The organism is Polynucleobacter necessarius (genome assembly GCF_900096755.1).
GTDB lineage: Bacteria > Pseudomonadota > Gammaproteobacteria > Burkholderiales > Burkholderiaceae > Polynucleobacter > Polynucleobacter necessarius_K.
Window position 1 is genome coordinate 1,398,032 of sequence record NZ_LT615227.1, and the last position, 23,415, is coordinate 1,421,446.

Genomic DNA, 23,415 nt, shown 5'->3' on the forward strand with positions numbered 1-23,415 from the left:
ATGGCAAATGCCCCTAGCAAATCGATCGGCGCACCAATAATCATTGATGCTTGGTATGGCGAGCCAGCAGAATTTCATGCGGCTGGCGTCCTACAAATATTGCAGTCCCTTAATTTAGACGAAGCGACTTTAACTGCCGCAAGTAATACTGCGCGCACACATGGCAAGGAAGCGCTCATTAAACTCATAGGTGAGGAGCCCGCCAAATTATTAATAGGCTATCGCGGATTGCGTCAAGCGCAGGCAAAGTTAGTACGCGACGATGGCGGTTTGAGTGTTTCCGGCCAAGAAGAGATGTTGCGCAAGATGCTGTTGGCTTTTGGCGATGACTTGCGGGTAGTTTTGATCTATCTTGCATCTCGTTTGCAGACTTTACGCTGGGTAACGCAAGAGAAGATGCGGATGCCTGCAGTGTGGGCACAAGAGATTCTTAATATTGATGCTTCGTTGGCAAATCGTTTGGGTATTTGGCAAATGAAGTGGGAGATGGAGGATTTAGCATTTAGAGCTTTATCGCCAGAAATTTATCTCGACATTGCCAAGATGCTAGATGCCAAACGCATTGAGCGCCAATCATTCATCGATCAAATTGTTTTGCAACTACAGCAAGAATTAAAGACTGCGCAAATTGATGGCGAGGTTCTTGGACGGCCCAAGCATATCTACAGCATTTGGAAAAAGATGGAGGGCAAGTCTTTAGACTTTGCCAATCTTTACGATGTCAGGGCATTTCGTGTTTTAGTTGCTGATGTGAAATCTTGTTATGCCGTGCTAGGTATCGTGCATAACGTCTGGCAGCCAGTGCCAAGAGAGTTTGATGACTACATAGCAAGACCGAAGCCTAATGGATATCAATCTTTGCATACCGTAGTCATGAATGAAGATGGCACTGCATTTGAGATTCAGGTGCGCACACAAGAAATGCATCAGCAGGCAGAGTACGGCTTGGCTGCCCATTGGCGCTACAAAGAGGGTGCATATGCAGGCATGGCGACGCCACCAAGCCCTCAAAAAATCAACAAGCCTACCGCCAACCATCAGCAAGGTACGCATAGCGCTGAAGTTGCGTATGGAAGACAGATCGCCTGGGCACGTCAACTGATCTCATGGAAAGAGGATGCATGGGAGCAACTTAAGCACCATGAGATTGATGATCACATTTACGTTCTCACTCCTTTGGGGAAAGTGATTTCCTTGGAGAAGGGTTCAACGCCAATTGACTTTGCTTATGCTGTGCACACTAATCTTGGGCATCGCTGTCGTGGTGCGCGAGTAGATGGCGCGATGGTGCCGTTAGAAACTGCATTAAAGAACGGCCAAACCATCGAGATCATTGCAGTGAAACATGGCGGTCCATCAAGAGACTGGATTAGCCCTGATAAAAACTATGTGCGCTCACAAAGAGCGCGTCAACGCGTACGCGCTTGGTTTAATGCGCTCGATGATGAGGAAACTGGTGGCGCTGGAAAAACTTCCGAGAGTAAAGCTGATGTAGCTGCAGAAGTAAAAGTGGTTGCAACCCCTCCTGAAATCATTCTTCGTAATAGCACCCATAAGGCGGGACGCGGCGGAGATGTACTAGTGGTTGGGGTGGATTCATTGCTAACTCAGTTGGCACGTTGCTGTCGACCTGTGCCGCCTGATGCCATTGCAGGATTTGTCACGCAAGGCAGGGGGGTGTCTATTCATCGACGTTCTTGTAAGACCTTTAGAGGTTTGCTAGAAAGGACGCCAGAGCGGGTAATTCAAACAGCTTGGACTGCTTCAGCCGCCGATCCGGTGGTCAGTCAGGATCAAAAACGGGTTTTCCCAGCGGATTTGGTTGTGACTGGGGTGGATCGTCCCGAGTTGATGCGAGAGCTCTTTGAGATTCTCACCAGACAAGGCGTTCATGTCATCGATCTGCGTAAATCGGCCAAAAAGGGTCTGGCACAGATCCTTTTGACTGTGGAGGTAAAGGATTCGGAGGTCTTACGCCTGGTTCAAAACAGCCTAGAAGAGGTCAAAGGGGTCACCCAAGTGCGCCGCCGGTGATAAACTCTATGGCTGTATAGTGTTATAGGCTCGTAGCTCAGCTGGTTAGAGCACCACCTTGACATGGTGGGGGTCGTTGGTTCGAGTCCAATCGAGCCTACCAACGAATAGGACCCAAAGCGCGGTTGCCCAAAAGCTGCCGCGCTTTATTTTTAGGTCATCGAAGTACAACGGAAGCTCAGTAAATAAGATGGAGTCGTCATGCTTGTAGTTACTCTACCCGATGGATCAAAACGTGAGTTTGATGCCCCAGTTCGCGTTGCTGATGTTGCGCAAAGTATTGGCAGTGGTCTTGCAAAAGCCGCATTAGGTGGCATCGTCGATGGCAAGATGGTCGACACCAGTTTTGTGATCGATAAAGATAGTCAGCTGGCCATCATTACCGACAAGAGTCCAGAAGCTTTAGAGATTGTTCGTCACTCCACAGCGCACTTATTAGCTTACGCCGTAAAAGAATTATTTCCCGATGCTCAAGTAACCATCGGCCCAGTGATCGAGAATGGTTTTTACTACGACTTCTCATATCACCGCCCATTTACTCCAGATGACTTGGTTGCTTTAGAAAAGAAAATGACTGAGCTCGCTAAAAAAGATGAGCCAGTAACGCGTACCGTCATGCCGCGTGATGAAGCGGTTGAGTTTTTCAAGAAGCAGGGCGAGAGCTACAAAGCAGAATTGATTGCGAGTATTCCGCAAGGCGAGGATGTTTCTTTGTATGCCGAAGGTAAGTTCACTGATTTGTGCCGTGGCCCACACGTGCCTTCAACAGGAAAGCTCAAAGTATTTAAGCTTATGAAGCTTGCTGGCGCTTACTGGCGTGGCGATAGCAAGAATGAGATGTTGCAACGTATTTACGGTACTGCCTGGTTGCGCAAGGAAGATCAAGACGCTTATTTGCACATGCTGGAAGAGTCGGAGAAGCGCGATCATCGTCGCCTTGGTAAGCAACTCGATTTATTCCATTTTCAAGAAGAGGCGCCTGGTTTAATTTTCTGGCATCCAAAAGGTTGGTCGATTTGGCAAGAGGTTGAGCAATACATGCGTCGCGTGTATCAGCAAGAAGGCTACCAAGAAGTTAAAGCACCACAAATTTTGGATCGCGGTCTTTGGGAAAAATCTGGCCACTGGGAAAACTACAAAGAAAATATGTTCACGACCGAGTCGGAGAATCGTGCTTATGCATTAAAGCCGATGAACTGTCCTGGTCACGTACAAATTTATAACTCTGGTTTGCATAGTTACCGCGAGTTGCCATTGCGCTTCGGTGAGTTTGGTCAGTGCCATCGCAATGAGCCATCAGGTGCTTTGCATGGTTTGATGCGAGTGCGTGGTTTCACGCAAGATGACGGCCATATTTTCTGCACCGAAGATCAAATTCAATCAGAGGTTGCTGCGTTTGATAAAGCGGTTCGTGCTGTTTACCAAGATTTCGGCTTTACTGAGGTCGCTGTGAAGCTGGCTTTACGTCCTGCGAAGCGTGTTGGTGACGACGCAATCTGGGATAAGGCTGAAGAAGCCCTGCGCGGCGCTTTAAAGGCCTCCGGTCAAGAGTGGGAAGAATTGCCAGGTGAGGGTGCTTTTTATGGTCCAAAGATCGAATATCACCTCAAGGACTCTATTGGGCGTACATGGCAGTGCGGCACGATTCAGGTGGATTTCTCAATGCCAGCCCGTTTGGGGGCTGAATACGTGGCTGAAGACAATAGCCGTAAGACTCCAGTCATGCTCCACAGGGCAATTGTGGGTTCTTTAGAGCGTTTTATCGGCATTTTGATCGAAAATCACGCCGGAAATATGCCGGTTTGGTTGGCTTCGACCCAGGCTGTAGTCCTCAATATTTCAGGAAATTCTGCTGCATATGCACAACAAGTGCAGCAATTGCTGAAAAAACAAGGGTTTAGAGTCGAATCTGATTTGCAGAACGAGAAAATTACGTATAAAATACGCGAGCACGCATCACAGAAGATCCCATTTTTGCTCGTTGTAGGGGATAAGGAATCAGAAAGTAATACGGTGGCCGTTCGTGCCCGTGGCGGAGTGGATTTAGGTGTAATGCCTCTTGATGCCTTCGTTGCCCGACTCCAGCAGGATATATCCCAGAAAGTCGGACCCGAGCCTAGCTAGGGCTAGAACGGTTTTTATTGTTTTTTAGAGGAATTAAGAAGATCGCTACTGAAAAATTGCAGCGCATTAACCGGGAAATTACTACTCCTGAAGTGCGTTTGATTGGAATTGATGGAGAGCCCATCGGTGTAGTTAGTTTGAGTGAAGCCTTGGCTGCAGCAGAAGAGAAGGAGACCGATCTGGTTGAAATTGCTCCTACGGCTGCTCCACCTGTAGTCCGCATCATGGACTTCGGCAAATTCAAATACCAAGAAGCTAAGCGGATGCATGAAGCAAAGCTGAAGCAAAAAGTCATTCAGGTGAAGGAAGTTAAATTCCGCCCTGGTACTGATGATGGTGACTACGGTGTGAAGCTACGCAATCTAATCCGCTTTTTGGAAGATGGCGATAAGACAAAGATTACGCTGCGGTTTCGGGGTCGTGAAATGGCCCACCAAGAAATCGGAGTCAGAATGTTGGAACGTTTGAAGTTGGATCTCGTTGAGTACGGCCAAGTCGAACAGTTTCCAAAGATGGAAGGCCGCCAGATGGTGATGGTGTTGGCCCCCATTCGTAAGGCTAAGTAAAAAGGCAATTCGCAGGAATTATCTTTTTCTTATGTAGGGAGGCGCTGAAAGGCGCCGATAGTTTGAAGTGCTTCTGGGTACAGGAAGAGTAACCGTTGGTTACCACCTATGTTGCACAAGTAATTGAAGGGGTGCTTTATGCCCAAGATGAAGAGCAAGAGTAGCGCTAAAAAGCGCTTCACGGTTCGCGCAGGCGGAACGATTAAACGAGGTCAGGCTTTCAAACGCCACATCCTCACCAAGAAGACCACAAAGAATAAGCGTCACCTCCGTGGTTCCACAGAAGTTGCGAAAGCTGACGTTAAGTCAATTCGCTCTATGCTTCCATACGCTTAACCTCAGACTAGATTAGGAGAATTAAATGCCAAGAGTCAAACGTGGGGTTACAGCAAGAGCCCGTCATAAGAAAATTACCGATGCCGCAACAGGTTACCGCGGTCGTCGTAAAAACGTATTCCGTATTGCTAAGCAAGCGGTTATGCGTGCTGGTCAATATGCGTATCGTGACCGTCGCAATAAGAAACGTGTATTCCGCGCTTTGTGGATTGCTCGTATCAACGCGGCAGTTCGTCAGCATGACATGACCTATAGCTTATTCATGAATGGTATGAAGAAGGCTGCGATCGAACTCGACCGCAAAGTGCTTTCTGATATGGCTATTGCTGACAAAGCGGCTTTTGCTGCTTTGGTTACTCGGATCAAATCCGTAGTAAACGCTGCAGCTTAATCTTAGTTTTCTAAACTAAGCTGCAATGGTTTCTCTCGACCACATTGTCGAGGATGCTAAACGTGATTTCCTCGGAGCTGCCGATGCGGCAGCTCTAGAGGACGCGAAAGCCAAGTATCTCGGTAAGTCAGGTGTTCTCACTGAGCGTTTAAAAGCGCTTGGTGGAATGTCGCCTGAGGAGCGCAAGAGTGCTGGCGCCCAAATTAATCAAATCAAAACCCAAGTAGAAGCTGCATTACAAGAGCGTCGCCAATCATTGGCTGATGCTGTATTGATGCAACGTCTTGCAGCGGAGTCTATTGACGTTTCCTTGCCTGGCCGTGGTCAAGCGGTAGGTAGCTTGCATCCTGTGATGCGCACCTGGGAGCGTGTTGAAGAGATCTTCCGCTCCATTGGTTTTGATGTAGCAGATGGCCCTGAAATTGAAACCGATTGGTTTAATTTCACCGCCTTAAATAGCCCCGAGAATCATCCTGCACGCTCAATGCAGGATACGTTTTATATTGATGGCAAAGATTCTAACGAGAAGCCTTTGTTATTGCGCACGCATACTAGTCCTATTCAGGTTCGTTATGCGAGCGAGCATGTTAAGAAATACGCTCACGCTGATGTCATGCCGCCAATCAAAGTGATTGCGCCAGGTAGAACCTATCGTGTTGATAGCGACGCAACGCATTCACCGATGTTCCATCAGGTTGAGGGTTTATGGATTGCCGAGAGCGTTTCATTTGCAGACCTCAAGGGTGTCTATACCGATTTTTTAAGAACCTTCTTTGAAACGAATGAGTTACAAGTTCGTTTCCGTCCATCGTATTTCCCATTCACAGAGCCTTCTGCAGAAATTGATATGGCCTTTGGTAGCGGCAAGCTTGCCGGCCGTTGGTTAGAAATCTCTGGAGCGGGGCAGGTTCATCCAAACGTTCTTCGCAATATGGGTATCGACCCAGAGCGCTATACCGGATTTGCCTTTGGATCTGGTTTAGAGCGTTTAACCATGTTACGTTACGGCGTAGATGATTTACGCCTATTCTTTGAAAACGATTTACGTTTCTTAGCGCAGTTTCCTGCATAACAAATTATTTATTAAGAAATATTAGATCGCGCTATGCAATTTTCTGAATCTTGGCTCCGTCAGTATGTAAACCCATCGCTCGATAGCGATGCGCTTGGTCATGCAATGACAATGGCTGGCTTAGAAGTTGAAAAGCAGCATTCGGTTGCACCTGCATTTACCAAGATTGTGATTGCGCAGATTCTATCTGCAGAGCAACATCCTGATGCAGACCGTTTGCGTGTTTGTAAAGTAGACGCCGGTACAGGACAAGAATTGCAAATCGTATGCGGTGCTCCAAATGCGCGTGCCGGCATTAAGATTCCTTGTGCCATGGTTGGTGCTGAATTACCTCCTGCTGAAGCGGGTGGCAAGCCTTTCATGATTAAGGTTGGCAAGCTGCGTGGCGTCGAGAGCCAAGGCATGCTCTGCTCTGGTCGTGAACTCGGCCTGGGCGATGATCACGAGGGCATTCTAGAGTTGTCTGCTGATGCGCCTGTCGGAAAAGACATCCGTGAATATCTTGATTTAGATGACCAGATATTTGTCATCAAGCTAACCCCCAATAAAGCCGATTGCCTCTCATTAATGGGTATGGCTAGAGAAGTTTCTGCGATTACTGGTGCTGCACTGTGTGCGCCTAAGTGGACTCCTCCAGCAGTATCAATTGAAGATAAGCGTAAAGTTACTGTAGAAAACAAAGAGCTTTGTGGGCGTTTTGCGGGTCGTGTGATTCGTGGCGTAAACCCACAGGCTAAAACGCCTGAATGGATCGTGCAACGTTTAGCGCGTGCAGGCCAAAGAAGTATTTCAGCAATGGTGGATCTTTCTAATTATGTGATGTTAGAAATGGGTCAGCCTACTCACGTATTTGATATTGATAAGTTAAATGGCGATATCGCTGTTCGCTGGGCTAAAGCAGGTGAAACGCTTGAATTATTAAATGGTCAGACTGTAACCTTGCAGGATCCCGATACAGCTGGCAAGCTACAAGACGCTGGCGTAGTTGCTGACCAATCAGGTCCAGTTGCACTTGCCGGCATTATGGGTGGCAACCACTGCGCTGTAACTGATGACACCAAGAATGTTTATGTTGAGGCGGCTTATTGGTTGCCTTCAGCCGTCCAAGGAGGACGTGCACGCCGTTTTAATTTCAGCACTGATGCTGCGCATCGCTTTGAGCGTGGCGTAGATCCACAAAACACCGTTAACTGCCTGGAATACCTCAGCGCCTTAATTATTGAAGTGTGCGGCGGCCAAGCAGGTCCAGTTGACGATCAAGTTTTAAATGTTCCAGAACGCAAGCCCGTCAAAATGCGTTTGGCAAGAGCAGAAAAAGTGATTGGTATTCCACTAACAAAAGAAGTGGTTGGTGATGTATTTAAGCGCTTGGGTTTTGAATTCAAGCAAGAGGGCGACGCATTTATTGTTACCCCTCCAAGCTATCGCTTTGATATTGAAATCGAAGAAGATTTAATTGAAGAAGTCGCACGTATGTACGGCTTTGAAAATATCCCAGATCAACCGCCAGTAGCCTCATTAAAAATGAGTGCCAAAGCTGAAGCAAAGCGTGGCGTTCATTTATTGCGTCAGCGTTTGGCGCTACAAGGCTATCAAGAGGCAGTGAACTTTGGTTTCACGGATATCGAAAGTGAAAAGCGTTTAGCAGGAGCTACTGAAAAAGACATTAGTGCGGTGCTAAACCCAATCGCTAGTCAATATGGCGTAATGCGTAGCAATCTTTGGGGTGGTTTGTTAAACAACCTCAAGGCCAATTTGAACCGCGGAGCAGGGCGTGTACGATTGTTTGAGACTGGGCGCGTATTTAAGCGTGATGTTAATGTCCAGGAAGAGGCTGGCAAAGTAGCAGGCTTTTCTCAACCGCAAAAGATTGGCGGTTTGGCTTATGGATCATTTGTGCCTGAGCAATGGGCTAGCGCCACAAGAGCGGTAGATTTCTTTGATGTGAAGGGTGATCTTGAGCGTGTATTGGATCCTCTGCATTTTGTGACTGAAGCTGCTCAGCATCCAGCGCTGCATCCAGGCCGTTCAGCACAGGTTTTCTTGAAAGCCGGCAAAAACAATATTTCTATTGGCTGGATTGGTGAATTGCATCCTGGCCTGCAGCAAGCCTATGAGTTGCCACAAGCACCAGTGTTATTTGAGTTAGATTTAGAGCCAATTCGTGAACTTGGATTGCCCGTGCCAGAGGAATTAAGTAAATTCCCCGCGGTGCAACGTGATTTGGCAGTAGTTGTAAAGCAAAGCGTTTCTGCGCAGTTATTATTAGATGCAATGGCAGCTAGCAAACAAAACTTTGTGCGTGCAATTGAGCTTTTTGATGAATTCAAGCCAAAATCAGGCTCGGCCAGTATGGCGGATGACGAGAAGAGCTTGGCTTTCCGAGTGACCCTCTTAAATCCACAAGAAACGTTACAAGATCCCCAAATTGATGCAGTAATGGCTGCTTTATTGGGCGCCGTTGAGAAAAAGTGCGCAGCTCGTCTGCGCTAGGTTTAGTATTACTTATAAATCAAATAAATGGTTACCAAAGAGACTTGCAATGACTGAATTGACCTCAAACGATACCGTTACCAAAAATGAGCTTTCTGAAGCACTTTTTGACCAGGTTGGTTTAAATAAGCGTGAAGCAAAAGATATGATCGATGCGTTTTTTGATCACATTGGCCAGTCACTTGAAACCGGTGTTGAGGTCAAGATCTCAGGCTTTGGTAATTTTCAGTTGCGCAATAAATCGGCTCGCCCTGGCCGCAATCCAAAAACAGGTCAGATGATTCCGATTGCTGCAAGACGTGTAGTTACTTTTCATGCAAGTCAAAAGCTTAAAGATGTAGTGGAGTCACATGCTCGAGAAAACCGAGTTTGATGCAAGCTCGGCACTACCGAGCTCTCAACTTCCCCCTATACCTGCTAAACGCTACTTCACTATTGGTGAGGTAGCTGATCTTTGTGGCGTGCGTTCGCATGTATTGCGCTACTGGGAGCAAGAGTTTTCCCAGTTAAGTCCGCAAAAACGCCGTGGCAATCGTCGCTACTATCAACATCATGAAGTGGTGTTGATTCGCAAAATTCGAGCGCTCTTATATGAAGAGGGCTTCACCATCAGCGGTGCACGTAACCGTCTTGATGAGGTGCGCGGAGAGCTCCGCCTACGCGATGAATTGCTAGCAGTTCTGCAAATTCTCACTAAATAGTTACTGATACAATTTTGTCTTTCGTCGGGGCGTAGCGCAGCCTGGTAGCGTACATGCATGGGGTGCATGTGGTCGGAGGTTCAAATCCTCTCGCCCCGACCATTTCTCTCTCGTGTCTTGTTTAGTGGTTTAATTTATTCCATGACAAACACAACCAATCCCACAAATCCTGATCGTGAACCAACTAGTTTCTTTGGTCTCAATATTCCTTTTCTTGATCACTTGGGTGTGGTCCCAGAGATGGCGGAAGGGGGCAAGTCCCGCATCAGTTTGGACTTAAAGCCCGAGTTCACCAATAGTTTTCAGGGTGGCCCATGGCGGCCTGATTATGACCTTGCTGGATTTTGCAATGGCTGCAGCTGCTCGTAGCTCGTTTAACCATCCTTTGGGAGTCATCACTATTGATATGACCACCAGATTTTTGCGTACTAGCGTTGGAAAAATCGTCGTAGAAGGCAGGGTGCTGAAGGCTGGCAAGTCTATTAATTACTGCGAAGCCGTTGTTTTAAGTGAGTCCGGCGAGATGACCGCTAAATCCAGCGGCACATTTATGTTGAGAAAGTAATAAGTGTGATTATTGATAATAATTATTATCAATATTAATTCGGCTCAATTGATTTATCCTCAACAAATAAGGGTCATTATTCTTATTAATAGATATTGATGAATAATCCGATTTATATAATGTGAGTTAATAGTTTTAATAAAACTATTCCACATAACCTATTATTCGGAGAAAAATACATGCCTTCTTATAAAGAGCTATTAGCCCAACGTGAGCAGCTGGACAAACAGATTAAAGAGGCGATAGCGCTTGAAAAGGCTGATGGCATTGCTAAGGCAAAGCTCATTATTGAGCAATACGGCTTGTCAGCCTCAGACTTATTTAGTCGCAAGGCAGGCAAGAGCGTTGGTGGCAAAGTAGCGCCAAAGTACCGCAATTCATCCACAGGCGAGACATGGACGGGTCGCGGCAAGGCTCCTAAGTGGATTGATGGCAAGGATCGCAGTGCTTATCTGATCTAATTTATCTAAGTCCTTGAATTAAATAAGGATATTTAAAAGGCCGCTATCAGCGGCCTTTTTTCTTTTCAGCATTTTCTAGCTTTAAATACACTTCCTGGCTAATGCCTCTAAGAAGAGCGCTTCTAGCAATTCATGACGATTGCCATCCGCCCAAACCCCATTTGATTCAGCTGTGGTGGCTGGATAAACAATGATGAGGGGGTTTAGCTCAATAAGGCCATTCTCAAGCTCTTCTTTTATGCACTCTGTTAAAAAAAAGGGGGGGCGGCTGCCATGATTCTCGTCTGCCAGGGCAACAACCCCTGGGTGAAGCTTGATAAAACCTTCATCTACTAGAATAGGAATCCTCTGCGTGTCCTTGTTGTTACTCAAATAATGGATTAAATGGACTTGCTCAACTGGGGGTATCAAGGCATCCAAAAAGATAAGGTTGGGAGCCAATGAAACCGCCTTCATCAGACCCTCTAGACTGTCCACAGCAACCTCCATATCCACTTTTAGCTGCCAATCGGCAATGGATTCTAGTAATTCTTGGCCATTTTCACTGCGCCTAAATATCCCCACTGCAATACAGTTTTGAGTAGTTTTCTGGCGCATTGCGCGTTTTCTTCTTTGTAGCTGTTGATCTGGCGAGCTGGCCAATATCCGCCTGTGGCCGCCTCGAGTCTTCCAGGCAATTAATTCACCTAACTCCACCATTTTCTGGACGGTTCGGTTCCAAGCGAGACCTGCAATACCTTGGCGCTCTGTCTGGTGCTGAGATATTCCATTTCTGGGGTAATTGATTTCATATTTCCCTTAACCTTAATTTCATTAATTCAATTGAAGATTTAGAGAATAAAAATCAAATCACGGCAAATCTGTCGGTAATCCTTGAAAGCGGGGTAGGAAAATTCTTATTCAATTGCGTTTCTAGGGAAATACCCCCAAAACCCTTTAAATCAGGGAAAGCCCTTTATCTGTCAATGGTCAATCGTGTTAAATTACTGTCGTAGTACCAGTATTTGCACAGAGCAATTCGTGAGACGGTACAGCCGTTAAGCGGATGGTTATACCCACAGTTTTTATTCGGGAAACCCGATGAAAGGTGAGCATCATGATGCAGGATCAAAGAGATAACTCCTATCTCTTCGGCGGAAACGCCCCCTACGTAGAGGAACTCTACGAATCCTACTTGCACGATCCAGCTTCCGTAGCTGATCATTGGCGAGATTATTTCGATAACGTGAAACAGGTTCCAGCGGTTGACGGTTCATCTCGAACTGATATTGCTCACGGACCGATTGTTGCTTCATTTGCTGAGCGCGCTAAGCAAGGTCCTATCAGAACGATTTCTGATTCGGCTGACTCAGAGATGGGCCGCAAACGCGTTGCTGTTCAGCAGTTAATTGCCGCGTATCGTAACGTTGGCAATCGCTGGGCAAACTTAGATCCATTAAAGCGGACAGAGCGCCAGGACATTCCTGAATTAGATCCCGCTTTCTATGGCTTTACAGATGGCGATATGGATATCGTCTTCAATACAAGTAATACATTCTTCGGCAAAAACGAAATGTCTTTGCGCGATTTGCTTCAAGCATTGCGCGAAACCTACTGCGGCACGATTGGTGTCGAGTTCATGTTTATTGCCGACCAGAAGATTAAGAAGTGGTGGCAAGAGAAGTTAGAGTCCATTCGCTCAACCCCACAATTTAATGTGGATGAGAAGCGTCAAATCTTGGACCGCGTTACCGCTGCTGAAGGTCTAGAGCGTTACCTCCAGGCTAAATATGTTGGTCAAAAGCGTTTCTCTCTCGAGGGTGGTGAAAGCTTCATCGCCTGTATGGACGAGCTGATTCGTGACTCTGGCAACAAAGGTATTCAAGAGATCGTTATTGGTATGGCCCACCGTGGTCGTCTCAATGTATTAGTAAACACTTTGGGCAAGATGCCTAAAGACTTGTTTGCTGAGTTTGAGCATAAGGGTCCGGAAACATTGCCAGCCGGTGACGTTAAATATCACCAAGGTTTCTCAAGCGATATTTCTACTCCTGGCGGCCCTGTTCACTTGTCATTGGCATTTAACCCATCCCATTTAGAAATCGTGAACCCAGTAGTTGAAGGTTCTGCACGCGCTCGTATGGAGCGTCGTGGCGATATGTTGGGTGAGCAGGTCATGCCAGTTTTGGTTCACGGTGATGCTGCGATTGCAGGTCAGGGCGTGATGCAAGAAACATTGGCAATGTCTGAAGTTCGTGGCTATTCCACGGGCGGCACAATGCACATTGTGATTAATAACCAAATTGGTTTCACAACATCTGATCCACGCGATTTACGTTCAAGCTTGTATTGCACGGACACCATGAAGATTGTGGATGCTCCGGTATTGCATGTGAACGGCGATGATCCAGAAGCTGTTGTATTGGCAACGAAGTTGGCTGTTGAGTTCCGCATGAAGTTCCATAAGGACGTTGCGGTTGACATCATCTGCTTCCGTAAATTGGGCCACAACGAGCAAGATACACCTGCAATGACTCAGCCGTTGATGTACAAGATCATTGCTGCGCATCCTGGCACACGTAAGCTCTACGCAGACAAGTTAGAGACTCAAGGTGTATTGCCAGCTGGTACTGGCGACTTAATGGTTAAAGAGTACCGTGCTGCGATGGATGAAGGTAAGCAAACCTCTGATCCAGTATTGAGCAACTTTAAAGGTAAGTTTGCAGTAGATTGGTCACCATTCTTGAATAAGAAGTGGACCGATGAAGCGGATACAGCGATTCCATTAACTGAGTGGAAGCGTTTGGCTAAAAAGATCTCAACCATTCCTGAAGGCTTCAAAGCCCATCCATTAGTTGCCAAGGTCTACAACGACCGTGCTGCTATGGGTCGCGGTGAGGCCAATGTTGACTGGGGTATGGGTGAGCACATGGCTTTCGCATCCTTAGTTGCAAGTGGCTACCCAGTACGCTTATCTGGTGAAGATAGCGGACGCGGTACCTTTACTCACCGTCACGCGGTATTGCATGAGCAAAATCGTGAGAAGTGGGACACCGGTACTTACATTGCGCTTCAGCACGTTACTAAGGATCAAGCACCGTTTGTGGTGATTGACTCGATTCTTTCTGAAGAGGCTGTACTTGGTTTTGAATACGGCTATGCCGCAGCTGAACCAAACACCTTAACCATTTGGGAAGCCCAGTTTGGCGACTTCGCAAACGGTGCGCAAGTGGTTATTGACCAGTTCATCGCTTCCGGTGAAGTGAAGTGGGGTCGTGCAAACGGCTTGGTCATGATGTTGCCGCACGGTTACGAAGGTCAAGGTCCAGAGCATTCTTCCGCACGTCTTGAGCGCTTTATGCAGTTGTGTGCTAATACCAATATGCAGGTGATTCAGCCAACTACAGCAGCGCAAATCTTCCACGTGTTGCGTCGTCAAATGATTCGTCAGTTCCGCAAGCCGCTGATCTTGATGACACCAAAATCATTGCTGCGTAATAAAGAAGCTGCATCACCGTTATCTGAATTTACAAAAGGTGGTTTCCAAACTGTAATCGGTGAGCGCGATGATTCTATCGATGCTAAACAGGTCACCCGTTTGGTCATGTGTTCTGGCAAGGTCTATTACGACTTGGTTAAACAGCGTGCCGAGAAGAAGATTGGCGATGTAGCCATCATTCGCTTGGAGCAGCTCTATCCATTCCCGCATAAAGCATTGACTGCTGAGATGAAGAAGTATCATAAGTTGGAAGACGTGGTGTGGTGTCAGGATGAGCCACAAAACCAGGGTGCTTGGTTCTTTGTACAGCACAACATCTTGGAAAACATGTCTGATGGCATGAAGTTGGGTTATGCGGGCCGTCCTGCATCAGCTTCACCAGCTTGTGGTTATGCACATCTCCATCAAGAGCAGCAGAAGTCTTTATTGAATGCGGCATTTGCCAAATTAAAAGGTTACGTGATCACGAAATAATCGTCTTCATAACTCAACAAACACACATACATATAAACAGGATTAATCATGGCTATTTTCGAAGTTAAAGTTCCACAACTCTCTGAGTCAGTTGCTGAAGCAACTTTGTTGCAATGGAAAAAGAAAGTTGGTGACGCTGTAGGTCAAGACGAGATCTTGATCGAAATCGAAACAGATAAAGTGGTTCTCGAAGTTCCAGCGCCATCCGCCGGCGTTCTCACAGAAATCGTTGTTGCTGACGGTGGCACTGTTATTGCCGAGCAATTGATCGCGAAGATCGACAGCACTGCTGTTGCAGCCGCAGCTCCAGCAAAAGCAGCAGCTCCTTCAGCCGCAAAAATTCTTGCAGAGAAGGGTGTTGACGCTGGACAAGTTGCTGGTTCTGGACGCGATGGTCGTATCACTAAGGGTGATGCACTAAACGCTTCTGCAGGCGGCGCCAAATCAGCTGCATTGCCAAGTGCACCAATTCCAATGGGCGATCGCCCAGAAGAGCGCGTACCAATGAGCCGCTTGCGTGCTCGTATTGCTGAGCGTTTGCTTGAGTCTCAAGCAAACAACGCCATCTTGACTACATTCAATGAAGTCAAGATGGGTCCAGTGATTGCTTTGCGTAACAAATACAAAGACCAGTTTGAGAAGACTCACGGCGTGAAGTTGGGTTTCATGTCTTTCTTCGTTAAAGCAGCTACTCACGCTTTGAAGAAATTCCCATTGCTCAATGCTTCTGTTGATGGCAACGACATCGTTTACCACGGTTACTTTGATATCGGTATCGCTGTAAGTTCACCACGTGGCTTGGTAGTTCCAATTTTGCGTGACGTTGACCAAATGAACTTAGCTGATATCGAGAAGAAGATTGCCGAGTTCGGTACTAAAGCTCGTGAAGGTAAGTTGTCGATTGAAGAGTTGACTGGCGGCACATTCTCCATCTCTAACGGTGGTGTATTCGGCTCCATGCTTTCTACTCCAATCATCAACCCACCACAATCCGCTATTTTGGGTATCCACGCCACTAAAGACCGCGCTGTTGTTGAAAACGGCCAAGTCGTTGTTCGCCCAATTAACTACCTCGCCTTGTCATACGATCACCGCATCATTGACGGCCGCGAAGCTGTGCTTGGTTTGGTTGCTATGAAGGATGCTTTGGAAGATCCTTCACGTCTTCTCCTTGATTTGTAAGAAGGGAAGATCATGAGCCAAGCTTTTGACGTAGTTGTAATTGGTGGTGGCCCTGGTGGCTACATCGCCGCTATTCGTGCAGCGCAACTCGGCTTTAAGGTTGCCTGTGCTGAATCTAGTTCCTATGACGATCCTAAAGGTGAGCCACGCTTAGGTGGTACTTGCTTAAACGTAGGTTGTATTCCTTCCAAAGCTTTGTTGGCATCTTCAGAAAAATTCGAGAAGATCAACCATCATGCTGCTGATCACGGAATTAAAGTGGGTTCAGTAAGCATCGACTCTAAGAAGATGATTGCCCGCAAAGATGACATCGTTACCAAGATGACTGGTGGTATTCAGTATTTGTTCCACAAGAACAAAATCACTTTGATAAAAGGTCATGCTTCATTTGAAGGCAAGGGTGCTGACGGCTATCAAATCAAAATTGATGGAAAAGACAAAACTACAGTAACCGGCAAGAATGTAATTATTGCAACTGGTTCTAAAGCACGTCACCTTCCTGGTATTGCTGTTGATAATGTATTGATTTGCGATAACGAAGGCGCGCTTAAATTTGATTCCGCTCCTAAGAAATTAGGTGTAATCGGTGCCGGCGTAATCGGCTTGGAATTGGGTTCTGTATGGCGTCGTCTTGGCGCCGAAGTGACAGTTCTTGAAGCAATGCCCTCTTTCTTGGGTGCCTGTGATGTCAGTATCGCTAAAGAAGCTCAAAAGTTATTTGCTAAGCAAGGTTTGAGCATCAATACCGGCGTCAAAATTGGCGACGTTAAAGCGGACAAGAAGGGTGTAGTGGTTAACTACACTGATAGCGCTGGTAAAGCCGCTAAGTTGGAATGCGAGCGCTTAATTGTTTCTGTTGGTCGCGTACCAAACACCGACAAATTAGGTCTAGACAAGATTGGCCTCAAAGTGGATGAGCGTGGCTTCATTCCAATCGATGACCATACTTGTGCAACCGCAGCGCCTGGCGTTTACGCCGTAGGTGACGTAGTGCGCGGACCAATGTTGGCACATAAAGCAGAGGATGAGGGTGTTTTGGCTGCTGAAGTGATTGCGGGTCAAAAACCACACATTGATTACAACTGTATTCCTTGGGTTATCTACACGGATCCTGAGATTGCATGGGTTGGCAAAACAGAACAAGCGCTCAAAGAAGCTGGTGTTGCTTATAAAGCAGGTCAGTTCCCATTTGCTGCTAACGGCCGTGCATTAGGCATGGGTCGTGCTGATGGTTTCATCAAGGTATTGGCTGATGCGAAGACAGATGAGATTCTCGGCGTACACATCATCGGTGCAAATGCCTCAGACCTGATTGCTGAAGCGGCAGTTGCAATGGAATTCAAAGCAGCAGCAGAAGATATTGCTCGCATCTGTCATGCACATCCAAGTTTGTCTGAAGTGATGCGCGAAGCAGCGTTAGCGACAGACTCACGTGCATTAAATATGTAATTGAAAACCATTGAGTTTTACCAACAAGAGTTAAAAGCGCGCGGGTATCAAAGTGATCCCGCGCAGCTTCGCGCTGTAGAGCGTTTACAGCAGTGCGAAGATGAATGGATTGCCTACAAAGATATTCGCAGTAGCAATCTCAAGAAAAAAATATTCAAGCCGACTTTACCCAGGGGTTTATATCTCTGGGGTGGGGCGGGTCGCGGAAAATCCTTTTTGATGGACTGCTTTTATGCGGCTTCACCACTAGAAAAGAAGGTTCGCATCCATTTTCATGAATTCATGCGTGAAGTTCATCGTGAGTTGCATGAGCTCTCAGGCCTATCGGATCCTTTGGATGAGCTTTCTAAGCGAATTGCAAAACGTTATCGTTTGATTTGCTTTGATGAGTTTCATATTAATGACATCGCTGATGCCATGATTTTGTATCGCTTACTAAGCGCTCTATTTGCTGATCGTGTGCAGTTTGTGATGACGTCGAACTATCGACCCGATCAACTTTATCCAAATGGCTTACACCGCGATCGATTGTTGCCGGCAATTAAGCTGTTGGAAGAAAAGCTCGATGTATTAAACGTGGATGCGGGCAATGATTACCGCCGCGTGCAGATGGCGCAAGTAGAGGCGTATTTAACGCCGCTCAATGAGAAAACCGATACACGCCTATTGGAGATGTTTACTAATCTGATTGGCAATCAACAGGAAGTATTCAACCCAGTTCTGAGTATTGAGTCGCGCGAGCTCAAGTCATTGCATATGGGTGATGGTGTAGTGTGGTTTGACTTCCAAACGCTCTGTTGCGGTCCACGCTCCCAAAATGACTACCTAGAAATTGCCAATCAGTTTCATACGGTGATTCTTTCTGGGGTTCCTTACATGCCTCCGAGAATGACCAATGAAGCCCGTCGTTTTATTTGGCTAATTGACGTCTTATACGACCATAAGATTAAGTTAATTATCTCCGCTGAGGTCCCAGCCCCGGATTTGTACACGGAAGGTCAAATTACCGCAGAATTCTCAAGAACGGTGTCCCGTTTGATCGAGATGCAGTCTCGTGACTACCTAGATGCTCCGCGCCGGGTAATTGACACCAGCTTGACCTAAAATAGGGTCATGAGCAGCTTTTCACCCCTTAATGCCGATTTGCATTGCCACTCAGTGATTTCTGACGGCACGCTGACGCCTGAAGAGTTGGCGGAAAGAGCTAAGGCCAATGGCGTTCATTTGTGGGCGCTGACAGATCATGATGAGCTCGGTGGTCAGCAACGTGCGCGTGAAGCGGCGAGTGCTTTAAAGATTGACTACCTCGCTGGTGTAGAAATCTCCGTAACCTGGATGGGGCAAACTATTCACATCGTTGGCTTAGGTATTGATGCCGAGCACCTTGGAATTATTGAAGGCTTGCGTCGTACCCGTGATGGTCGCGGTAATCGCGCCAAACTCATGGCCGAGCAATTACTCAAAGCGGGAATTCCCGGCGCTTATGAAGGCGCTCTGCATTTTGCGGGTAATCATGAATTAATTTCGAGAACGCACTTTGCGCGCTTTTTAGTGGAGCAGGGTGTTTGCAAAGATACAGAGCACGTATTTAAAAATTATTTGATTGAAGATAAGCCAGGTTATGTACCACACCAGTGGGCGACTTTGGATGAGGCAGTAGCTTGGATTAAAGCGGCTGGCGGCGTTGCAGTCATTGCCCACCCTGGACGCTATAAGCTCAACGCTATGCAGATGGATGCGCTCTTTAAGCATTTCAAAGATATCGGTGGATTGGCTATTGAAGTGATCACCGGAAGCCATAGCCCTCATCAGTACCAAACTTATGGCAAGATAGCCCAGCAATATGGATTTTTAGCTTCTCGTGGGTCAGATTTTCACGATCCCAATGAAAGCCATATTGATCTTGGAAATTTGCCGCATTTGCCTGACCACCTCACACCGGTGTGGTCTGCATTTCATTAATTCATAACGACGATAAAGACTAAAGATGTTTGCTGAACGTGTTCTCTCTGGCATGCGACCTACGGGTAATTTGCACCTTGGCCATTACCATGGGGCCCTAAAGAATTGGGTACGTCTGCAGTCCGAGTATCCATGCTTCTTTTTTGTCGCCGATTGGCACGCGTTAACTACGCACTACGAAACACCAGATGTGATCGAGCAATCTGTTTGGGATATGGTGATTGACTGGTTGGCTACTGGCGTAGATCCAAACCAAGCCACTTTGTTTATTCAAAGCAAGGTTCCTGAGCATGCTGAACTCTTTTTATTGCTATCCATGGGAACCCCATTGGGCTGGCTCGAGCGCGTTCCGACCTATAAAGATCAGATTGAGAAGCTCAAAGAAAAAGACCTTCAAACCTATGGCTTTTTAGGTTATCCATTGCTGCAGGCTGCAGATATTTTGACTTATCGCGCGCAGTATGTGCCGGTAGGTGAAGACCAAGTGCCGCACGTAGAGATGACGCGTGAAGTTGCGCGCCGCTTTAACTATCTATATGGACGTGAGCCAGGCTTTGAAGAAAAAGCATTGGAAGCGGTGAAGAAATTGGGTAGTAAACGCGCCAAGATGTATGCAGAGTTACGTGTTGCCTTTCAAGAGCGCGGTGATGATGAGGCTCTTGAGCAAGCCAAGGCTTTATTGCAAGAGGCGCAAAGCCTATCAATGGCTGATCGCGAAAGACTCTTTGGATTCTTAGAGGGCGCACGCAAAATTATTCTGCCAGAACCTCAAGCATTGCTCACAACGGCATCACGTATGCCGGGCATTGATGGTCAGAAGATGTCTAAGTCCTATGGCAATACGATTAGCATTCGCGAAAATCCTGAAGATGTGATTAAGAAGATTCGCACCATGCCAACGGATCCTGCGCGCGTTCGCAGAACAGATGCAGGCGATCCTGCGCGTTGTCCTGTATGGCAATTGCACACGGTTTACTCCAATGAAGAAACTAAACAATGGGTGGACAAGGGCTGTAAATCTGCCGGTATTGGCTGTTTGGAATGCAAGCAGCCTGTGATCGACGCCATTCTTGCAGAGCAGCAACCGATGTTTGAGCGCGCTCAAAAGCATTTGGATGATCCGAGCTTATTGCGCTCCATCATTGCCGATGGTTGCGATAAGGCGCGCAAGGTTGCTCAAGAAACCATGCGCGAGGTCCGTGAGTCAATGGGCCTTGCATACGATTAAGGCTGCAAGTTTGACTACGCTGCATGAGGTAACTCTCAACCCATCGTCTTGGGTGCGACATTTTGCTCCCGCCATTCCCAAAGGCGGTACAGTGATAGATCTTGCATGTGGATCTGGTCGCCATTCACGCCTATTAGCAGAGCTTGGTTATAGCGTCTTGGCTGTTGATCAGGATGTATCGAATATCAGCTTGCTACAGAATCCATCGATTACAGCTAAAACCCTAGATCTTGAGCTCGAAGTTTGGCCCCTGAATGATCTGGAGGTGGCTGGCATAGTGGTGACCAATTACCTCTATCGTCCCCACCTCGATCAATTGCCAAAAATGCTGCAAAAAGGAGGGGTCTTGATCTATGAAACCTTTGCCCAGGGAAATGGCGATTTTGGGAAGCCATCGAACCCTAATTTCCTCTTAAATCCAGGGGAATTGCTTGCTTTTTCAGCTCTGCACGGCCTTAAAGTGGTGGCTTATGAAGATATTTTTACGTAGACCAGCCCAAACCAGCCATGGTTCAGCGCCTATGCGCCGTAAAAGACGGGCTAAAAGAGCACATTCCGTTACAATTTCAAGCTTAATACAGCTAAAAATCGGTATAAATTCGGTGACAAATACAGCTCAATCTCAAGGCAGTAAAAAACCCATCGCCGGCAGCATGCCTGCGATCGTAACTCCAATGTTAGAAGACGGTAGCTTGGATTACGCTAGTTTGCGTTCTTTATTGGATTGGCATGTTGCAGAGGGTACCGACGGCATTGTGATCGTAGGAACAAGTGGCGAGTCCCCAACGGTTTCTGTTGAAGAGCATTGTGAGCTTATTCGCGTAACGGTTGAACAGGTTGCAGGCCGGATTCCGGTGATTGCCGGTACTGGTGGCAACTCCACTCAAGAGGCAATTGAATTAACTAAATATGCAAAAAGCGTTGGCGCTGATGCAAGCTTGCAGGTAGTTCCTTATTACAACAAGCCAACCCAAGAGGGTATGTATGCCCACTTTAAGAAGATTGCTGAATCAGTAGATCTGCCGGTTATTTTGTACAACGTGCCAGGTAGAACAGTTGCCGATATGGCGGGTGACACAGTAGTTCGTCTTGCCGGTGTTCCTGGAATTATTGGCATCAAGGATGCTACAGGAAGCTTGGAGCGCGGAACCTTGTTAATCAATGATCTCAAGCGTGCAGGCCATAGCGATTTCTCAGTATTTTCTGGCGACGATTTAACTGCGGCGATGTTGATGTTGATGGGTGGCAAAGGCAATATCTCTGTTACCGCTAACGTTGCACCGCGCTTAATGCATGAGCTCTGCGTTGCAGCCATGTCTGATGACGTTAAAAGAACCCGTGAGATTCAGTATCAGTTGATTGCCGTGCACAAGGCAATGTTTACTGAAGCTAACCCTATTCCAGTGAAGTGGGCCCTGCATGAGATGGGCAAGATCGCTTCCGGCATTCGTTTGCCACTAACCCCTTTGAGCAGTTCTTTGCGAGAGCTTTTGAAGGCAGCATTAAAACAGGCCAACTTAATATGATGAATTTGTTCCACATGTACCGTCGATATTTATCGATTCTGGCTATGGTGTTTATAGCCTCTGCAGTTTTGACTGGATGCAAATCCGTTACCAGTAGCGATACGGTAGATTACAAGAGTGCCGGTGCTGTACGTGGACCCAATTTGGCATATCCGCCAGACTTGATTACAGCGCAAGCGGACCGTCGCTACATTGTTCAGGACGGCACGGCAACCATGTCTGAATACAATGCGGCTGTAAAAAAGTCGGCACAAATGCGTAGCAACGTTTTGAGCGGCATCCCTGGTATGCGTATCGCTCGCGATGGTGAGCGACGTTGGTTGGTGGTTGAGAAGCCAGCCCCAGAGCTGTACCCGCAAGTAAAAGATTTCTGGCAAGAGAATGGATTCTTGTTGGTGGTGGACTCTCCATCGACCGGCATTATGGAAACCGATTGGGCTGAAAACCGCGCCAAAATTGCCCAAGACTTTATTCGCTCAGTATTGGGATCGGTGCTAGATACGGTGTATGACTCAGGCGAACGTGATAAGTACAAAACACGTTTAGAAGTTAGCAAGCCAAATGAGACTGAGATCTACATCACCCAGAAAGGCGCCTTAGAGAAATGCGTTACCGATGCTACAGGCTCTTGTTTGTACACCATATGGACACCTCGTCCAAACGACCCTGAATTAGAGGCTGCTTTCTTGGCTCGTTTGATGGAGCGCTTGGGTATGACTCAAGAGCAGGCCAAGGCAATAGTGGCGGCACCATTAGGTCCTAAGACACCTAAGGCGAAGTTTGTGCAAGATGGAACGAATCAGGCTCATATCGAGCTCAGCGTTGGATTTGATCGCTCTTGGCGTGATGTTGGCTTGGCATTGGATCGCTCAAACTTTACAGTTGAAGATCGCAATCGATCAACAGGTATTTACTACGTTCGCTATGTTAATGCAAAGGATGTGGGTGACTCCAAAGGCTTCTTCTCCAATCTCTTTAGCAGCAAGGATGATTCAAGCTTGAAAGCTAAAAAGTACCAAGTGGTATTAAAAACTACTGGAGAAAATTCTGTAAGCGTATATGCACTCGACGCTGATGGTAAGCCTGAAAATACACCTGCTGGAATCCAGCTCTTGACTCTCTTAACAGAACAGCTTTCCCGCTAAGCAAGTATTTGGCAAGAGTTACAAGATTTTTAAGTAATAAAAAAGCCGCTTAAAAGCGGCTTTTTTATCTTCATGAAGAAGATTACTTCTTAGCAGCAGGAGCTTCAGCGGCTGGAGCAGCAGGAGCCTCAACTGGCTTTGCTTCTTCTTTTTTACCGCAAGCGGCCAATGCGATAGCTAACATTGCAGCGAATACGAGTGACTTCTTCATTTGAAATTTCCTCTTTA

22 protein-coding genes and 2 tRNA genes are annotated in these 23,415 nt (G+C 47.0%); 22 read left to right on the plus strand and 2 right to left on the minus strand.

Translation table 11 applies throughout. From position 1 onward, the window contains the following. From DXE27_RS07335 to DXE27_RS07395, 13 genes are all read left to right on the plus strand, one after another. Positions 1–2,034 carry a RelA/SpoT family protein gene (locus tag DXE27_RS07335; protein WP_128113470.1) on the plus strand — a complete coding sequence of 678 codons (2,034 nt, stop codon included), beginning with the start codon at positions 1–3 and terminating at the stop codon, positions 2,032–2,034. A 26-nt stretch (positions 2,035–2,060) separates the two neighbouring features. Beyond that, positions 2,061–2,137 (plus strand) — tRNA-Val (locus DXE27_RS07340). Between the two features lie 98 nt (positions 2,138–2,235). Continuing rightward, positions 2,236–4,158, plus strand: coding sequence for a threonine--tRNA ligase (gene thrS, locus DXE27_RS07345; RefSeq protein ID WP_128113471.1), 1,923 nt, complete (start codon positions 2,236–2,238; stop codon positions 4,156–4,158). 17 nt (positions 4,159–4,175) lie between these two features. Next, on the plus strand, positions 4,176–4,724 hold the full coding sequence (infC, locus tag DXE27_RS07350; protein WP_172457124.1) for a translation initiation factor IF-3: 549 nt from the start codon (positions 4,176–4,178) through the stop codon (positions 4,722–4,724). Positions 4,725–4,862: 138 nt separating this feature from the next. Further along, positions 4,863–5,060, plus strand: coding sequence for a 50S ribosomal protein L35 (rpmI, locus tag DXE27_RS07355; RefSeq protein WP_011902674.1), 198 nt, complete (start codon positions 4,863–4,865; stop codon positions 5,058–5,060). Between the two features lie 25 nt (positions 5,061–5,085). Further along, positions 5,086–5,451, plus strand: a complete 366-nt coding sequence (gene rplT / locus DXE27_RS07360) for a 50S ribosomal protein L20 (RefSeq protein ID WP_128113472.1) — start codon at positions 5,086–5,088, stop codon at positions 5,449–5,451. A 25-nt stretch (positions 5,452–5,476) separates the two neighbouring features. After that, positions 5,477–6,523 (plus strand): phenylalanine--tRNA ligase subunit alpha, encoded by a 1,047-nt coding sequence (gene pheS, locus DXE27_RS07365; RefSeq protein WP_128113473.1) that lies wholly within the window; start codon positions 5,477–5,479, stop codon positions 6,521–6,523. A gap of 33 nt (positions 6,524–6,556) precedes the next feature. Beyond that, the gene (gene pheT / locus DXE27_RS07370) at positions 6,557–9,016 is read left to right on the plus strand and encodes a phenylalanine--tRNA ligase subunit beta (protein WP_128113474.1); all 2,460 of its coding nucleotides are present in this window, start codon (positions 6,557–6,559) and stop codon (positions 9,014–9,016) included. Between the two features lie 49 nt (positions 9,017–9,065). Beyond that, positions 9,066–9,389, plus strand: coding sequence for an integration host factor subunit alpha (locus DXE27_RS07375; RefSeq protein WP_128113475.1), 324 nt, complete (start codon positions 9,066–9,068; stop codon positions 9,387–9,389). Beyond that, positions 9,367–9,717 (plus strand): MerR family transcriptional regulator, encoded by a 351-nt coding sequence (locus tag DXE27_RS07380; RefSeq protein WP_128113476.1) that lies wholly within the window; start codon positions 9,367–9,369, stop codon positions 9,715–9,717. The genes DXE27_RS07375 and DXE27_RS07380 overlap by 23 nt, the downstream gene beginning before the upstream one ends. A gap of 25 nt (positions 9,718–9,742) precedes the next feature. Then, positions 9,743–9,819: transfer RNA gene (locus tag DXE27_RS07385), tRNA-Pro, on the plus strand. 226 nt (positions 9,820–10,045) lie between these two features. Next, positions 10,046–10,282 carry a PaaI family thioesterase gene (locus DXE27_RS09845; protein WP_231969736.1) on the plus strand — a complete coding sequence of 79 codons (237 nt, stop codon included), beginning with the start codon at positions 10,046–10,048 and terminating at the stop codon, positions 10,280–10,282. A gap of 179 nt (positions 10,283–10,461) precedes the next feature. Continuing rightward, the gene (locus DXE27_RS07395; RefSeq protein ID WP_128113477.1) at positions 10,462–10,743 is read left to right on the plus strand and encodes an H-NS histone family protein; all 282 of its coding nucleotides are present in this window, start codon (positions 10,462–10,464) and stop codon (positions 10,741–10,743) included. 81 nt (positions 10,744–10,824) lie between these two features. On the opposite strand, the gene DXE27_RS07400 is transcribed toward DXE27_RS07395, so the two are convergent. Beyond that, entirely contained in the window at positions 10,825–11,340 is a 516-nt protein-coding gene (locus tag DXE27_RS07400; protein ID WP_197712364.1) for a response regulator, read from the minus strand. A gap of 499 nt (positions 11,341–11,839) precedes the next feature. Here DXE27_RS07400 and DXE27_RS07405 point away from each other — a divergent pair, with 499 nt between their 5' ends. The 9 genes from DXE27_RS07405 to bamC all read left to right on the plus strand — a co-directional run bounded on the left by DXE27_RS07405 (position 11,840) and on the right by bamC (position 23,187). Beyond that, positions 11,840–14,695, plus strand: coding sequence for a 2-oxoglutarate dehydrogenase E1 component (locus tag DXE27_RS07405; protein WP_128113478.1), 2,856 nt, complete (start codon positions 11,840–11,842; stop codon positions 14,693–14,695). 48 nt (positions 14,696–14,743) lie between these two features. After that, entirely contained in the window at positions 14,744–15,877 is a 1,134-nt protein-coding gene (gene odhB, locus DXE27_RS07410) for a 2-oxoglutarate dehydrogenase complex dihydrolipoyllysine-residue succinyltransferase (RefSeq protein ID WP_128113479.1), read from the plus strand. A gap of 12 nt (positions 15,878–15,889) precedes the next feature. Continuing rightward, the gene (gene lpdA / locus DXE27_RS07415; protein ID WP_128113480.1) at positions 15,890–17,326 is read left to right on the plus strand and encodes a dihydrolipoyl dehydrogenase; all 1,437 of its coding nucleotides are present in this window, start codon (positions 15,890–15,892) and stop codon (positions 17,324–17,326) included. Then, positions 17,327–18,430 carry a cell division protein ZapE gene (gene zapE, locus DXE27_RS07420; RefSeq protein WP_128113481.1) on the plus strand — a complete coding sequence of 368 codons (1,104 nt, stop codon included), beginning with the start codon at positions 17,327–17,329 and terminating at the stop codon, positions 18,428–18,430. Between the two features lie 9 nt (positions 18,431–18,439). Next, a complete protein-coding gene (locus DXE27_RS07425) occupies positions 18,440–19,288 on the plus strand; it encodes a 3',5'-nucleoside bisphosphate phosphatase (RefSeq protein WP_128113482.1) in 849 nt (282 codons plus the stop codon). Positions 19,289–19,313: 25 nt separating this feature from the next. Continuing rightward, positions 19,314–20,516, plus strand: a complete 1,203-nt coding sequence (locus DXE27_RS07430) for a tryptophan--tRNA ligase (protein ID WP_128113483.1) — start codon at positions 19,314–19,316, stop codon at positions 20,514–20,516. Next, entirely contained in the window at positions 20,488–21,006 is a 519-nt protein-coding gene (locus DXE27_RS07435) for a class I SAM-dependent methyltransferase (RefSeq protein WP_331852066.1), read from the plus strand. The genes DXE27_RS07430 and DXE27_RS07435 overlap by 29 nt, the downstream gene beginning before the upstream one ends. Before the next feature lie 163 nt (positions 21,007–21,169). After that, positions 21,170–22,042 (plus strand): 4-hydroxy-tetrahydrodipicolinate synthase, encoded by an 873-nt coding sequence (dapA, locus tag DXE27_RS07440; RefSeq protein ID WP_128113736.1) that lies wholly within the window; start codon positions 21,170–21,172, stop codon positions 22,040–22,042. Next, on the plus strand, positions 22,039–23,187 hold the full coding sequence (bamC, locus tag DXE27_RS07445; RefSeq protein ID WP_128113484.1) for an outer membrane protein assembly factor BamC: 1,149 nt from the start codon (positions 22,039–22,041) through the stop codon (positions 23,185–23,187). Before dapA ends, bamC begins: the two co-directional genes overlap by 4 nt. Positions 23,188–23,269: 82 nt before the next feature. Here bamC and DXE27_RS10100 read toward each other — a convergent pair whose 3' ends face one another. After that, entirely contained in the window at positions 23,270–23,398 is a 129-nt protein-coding gene (locus DXE27_RS10100) for a hypothetical protein (protein ID WP_269459811.1), read from the minus strand. Between the last annotated feature and the right edge of the window lie 17 nt (positions 23,399–23,415).

Excerpts from the sequence above, each read along its gene's own strand:
- DXE27_RS07335 (WP_128113470.1), top strand. The coding sequence starts at position 1 with ATGGCAAATGCCCCTAGCAAATCGATCGGCGCACCAATAATCATTGAT.
- thrS (WP_128113471.1), top strand. The coding sequence starts at position 2,236 with ATGCTTGTAGTTACTCTACCCGATGGATCAAAACGTGAGTTTGATGCC.
- rpmI (WP_011902674.1), top strand. The coding sequence starts at position 4,863 with ATGCCCAAGATGAAGAGCAAGAGTAGCGCTAAAAAGCGCTTCACGGTT.
- rplT (WP_128113472.1), top strand. The coding sequence starts at position 5,086 with ATGCCAAGAGTCAAACGTGGGGTTACAGCAAGAGCCCGTCATAAGAAA.
- pheS (WP_128113473.1), top strand. The coding sequence starts at position 5,477 with ATGGTTTCTCTCGACCACATTGTCGAGGATGCTAAACGTGATTTCCTC.
- pheT (WP_128113474.1), top strand. The coding sequence starts at position 6,557 with ATGCAATTTTCTGAATCTTGGCTCCGTCAGTATGTAAACCCATCGCTC.
- DXE27_RS07375 (WP_128113475.1), top strand. The coding sequence starts at position 9,066 with ATGACTGAATTGACCTCAAACGATACCGTTACCAAAAATGAGCTTTCT.
- DXE27_RS07380 (WP_128113476.1), top strand. The coding sequence starts at position 9,367 with ATGCTCGAGAAAACCGAGTTTGATGCAAGCTCGGCACTACCGAGCTCT.
- DXE27_RS09845 (WP_231969736.1), top strand. The coding sequence starts at position 10,046 with ATGACCTTGCTGGATTTTGCAATGGCTGCAGCTGCTCGTAGCTCGTTT.
- DXE27_RS07395 (WP_128113477.1), top strand. The coding sequence starts at position 10,462 with ATGCCTTCTTATAAAGAGCTATTAGCCCAACGTGAGCAGCTGGACAAA.
- DXE27_RS07400 (WP_197712364.1), bottom strand. The coding sequence starts at position 11,340 with ATGCGCCAGAAAACTACTCAAAACTGTATTGCAGTGGGGATATTTAGG.
- DXE27_RS07405 (WP_128113478.1), top strand. The coding sequence starts at position 11,840 with ATGATGCAGGATCAAAGAGATAACTCCTATCTCTTCGGCGGAAACGCC.
- odhB (WP_128113479.1), top strand. The coding sequence starts at position 14,744 with ATGGCTATTTTCGAAGTTAAAGTTCCACAACTCTCTGAGTCAGTTGCT.
- lpdA (WP_128113480.1), top strand. The coding sequence starts at position 15,890 with ATGAGCCAAGCTTTTGACGTAGTTGTAATTGGTGGTGGCCCTGGTGGC.
- DXE27_RS07425 (WP_128113482.1), top strand. The coding sequence starts at position 18,440 with ATGAGCAGCTTTTCACCCCTTAATGCCGATTTGCATTGCCACTCAGTG.
- DXE27_RS07430 (WP_128113483.1), top strand. The coding sequence starts at position 19,314 with ATGTTTGCTGAACGTGTTCTCTCTGGCATGCGACCTACGGGTAATTTG.
- dapA (WP_128113736.1), top strand. The coding sequence starts at position 21,170 with ATGCCTGCGATCGTAACTCCAATGTTAGAAGACGGTAGCTTGGATTAC.
- bamC (WP_128113484.1), top strand. The coding sequence starts at position 22,039 with ATGATGAATTTGTTCCACATGTACCGTCGATATTTATCGATTCTGGCT.
- DXE27_RS10100 (WP_269459811.1), bottom strand. The coding sequence starts at position 23,398 with ATGAAGAAGTCACTCGTATTCGCTGCAATGTTAGCTATCGCATTGGCC.